The 1909-nt window shown below is 54.0% G+C and carries 2 protein-coding genes and 3 tRNA genes; 2 read left to right on the top strand and 3 right to left on the bottom strand.

The features are described from left to right. Positions 1-776 (top strand): EAL and HDOD domain-containing protein (locus EGI20_RS17840; protein ID WP_498633051.1); only part of this gene is annotated, 776 nt, incomplete at its 5' end. A gap of 154 nt (positions 777-930) precedes the next feature. Here the strand turns inward: EGI20_RS17840 and EGI20_RS17835 are convergent. The 3 genes from EGI20_RS17835 to EGI20_RS17825 form a co-directional block, all read right to left on the bottom strand. Then, positions 931-1006 (bottom strand) — tRNA-Thr (locus EGI20_RS17835). A gap of 54 nt (positions 1007-1060) precedes the next feature. Beyond that, positions 1061-1137, bottom strand: a tRNA-Pro gene (locus EGI20_RS17830). A gap of 83 nt (positions 1138-1220) precedes the next feature. Continuing rightward, positions 1221-1297 (bottom strand) — tRNA-Pro (locus EGI20_RS17825). Positions 1298-1384: 87 nt separating this feature from the next. Between EGI20_RS17825 and rdgC the strand changes: the two genes are divergently transcribed. Next, the coding region (gene rdgC / locus EGI20_RS17820) for a recombination-associated protein RdgC (RefSeq protein ID WP_498633050.1) at positions 1385-1909 on the top strand (525 nt) is incomplete at its 3' end.

Here is a 1909-nt window from a genome sequence, read left to right as displayed (position 1 = left end):
TCCCGCGAGCACGCTGGTATGCACGCAATATCAGCTCGATGGAGGCGTACGAAGTCTGTCTGCGCAGCAGTGCTGCACACGAACGCTTTGTCCTGTTCCAGGGGCCATTCATCACCCAGGTGCGCAAGATAGAGGGTGTACAGACCGACGCAGGCCGGCTGCGCGTGATGGAAATCCTGCGCCTGTTGCGCAGCGGTGCCGACAGCAAGGCGCTGAATGAACAGTTCAAGCTCGACTCGATATTGCTGTTCAAACTGCTGCGCTTTATCAACTCCCCGGCCAACGGCTTAAACCGCAAGATCTCGACGCTGGATGAAAGCCTGCTGCTACTCGGACGGGAAACCCTGTTCAAGTGGCTGACCCTGCTGTTGTTTACCAGCAACAAAGACGATAACCGCAGTCTGGTTTTGCTGGAACGATCACTATGGCGTGCACGTTTTATGGAGAACCTGGGCACGGCAGGCGGCAAAAACCGGCTGGAATGCGAGCATCTGTTTCTGACCGGCATGTTCTCCATGCTCGATGCCCTGCTGCAGCAACCGCTAAAAGAAGCCCTACAGCCCTTATCGCTACCGCCTACTGTCGCCAGTGTCCTGATTGACGGCCACGGCCTGTTTACCCCCTACCTCAACCTGACCTTGGGTCTGGAACAAGAACAGGACGAACGTATCCGAACCCTGTCCAGTGAGCTTGGGCTCGCCGTCGAACAAGTCAACCGCCTGCAACTGCAAGCCATGGCATGGGCAGAATCGGTGGCGAACGGGGATCAGCCATAAAAAAGAAATAAAGCAGAATGAGCCAGCGGCCCGGTATAGGCCGCTGGCGTGCCTTGTCCTGTGGACTCAAAGCATATCCATCATGCTTGCCACTACACAGGCAAAGAAGAAATAAAAAAGGACCTAGCCCGACGGGCTAAGTCCTTAATTTTTATGGTGCCGGTAAGAGGAGTTGAACCCCCGACCTTCGCATTACGAATGCGCTGCTCTACCAACTGAGCTATACCGGCGAACCAACTTGTAAAAAAGCCTTGATGATTAAAACGATCAAGGCTTTTGAATTCTGGTCGGAGTGAGAGGATTCGAACCTCCGGCCTCTACGTCCCGAACGTAGCGCTCTACCAGGCTAAGCTACACTCCGATTTTTACGGTAAAGACTATTTTTACAAGTCAAAATCTACCGCAAACTTATCGAAGTTTCAACACTGGTAAAACTTGAAGTTATGGTCGGAGTACAAGGATTCGAACCTTGGACCCCCTGGTCCCAAACCAGGTGCGCTACCGGACTGCGCCACACTCCGCTTTCAACTTTATTTCCCAAGTTGTGACAGTACCCGTTTGATTGCGGTACAATAATTGCTTCTGAGGACGAGCATTATCTATTAAATATGTGGTTTAAGCAACTCTCTTTTTATCGCCTAAGCGAAAATTCGATTCCTTCTACCGGCAAACTGTCGGAAGTACTGGAAAAACGTCCCTTCTCCCACTGCACGGGTCTGGATTGGTTCAGTGAGGGCTGGGTGCCGCCGGCAGGTTTTCTGGTCGATCCGGTCTATCCGGTACGCGATTGCCTGATGGTCGCGCTCAAGCGCGAAGACAAGGTACTGCCAGCCGGCGTGATTCGTGACTTTCTCGACGCCAAGATCAGCGAGATCGAAAACACCGAGCTACGCAAGATAGGGCGCAAGGAAAAGCTGGAGTTAAAAGAGCAGATTACCGATGACCTGTTGCCGCGCGCCTTCACCCGTTCTGGCCGGCTGACCGCTTATCTGGATACGCGCCGCCAGTGGCTGATGGTCGATAGCGGCACCGCCAGCAAGGCCGAGGCACTGGTCTCGCAACTGCGCGATGCACTTCCTCCCTTCCCCGCCGCCTTGCCGCGCACCAAGCTGGCACCACATACCGCGATGACT

The organism is Aquitalea sp. S1-19, from assembly GCF_024343515.1.
This window is presented reverse-complemented; position numbering and strand designations above follow the sequence as displayed.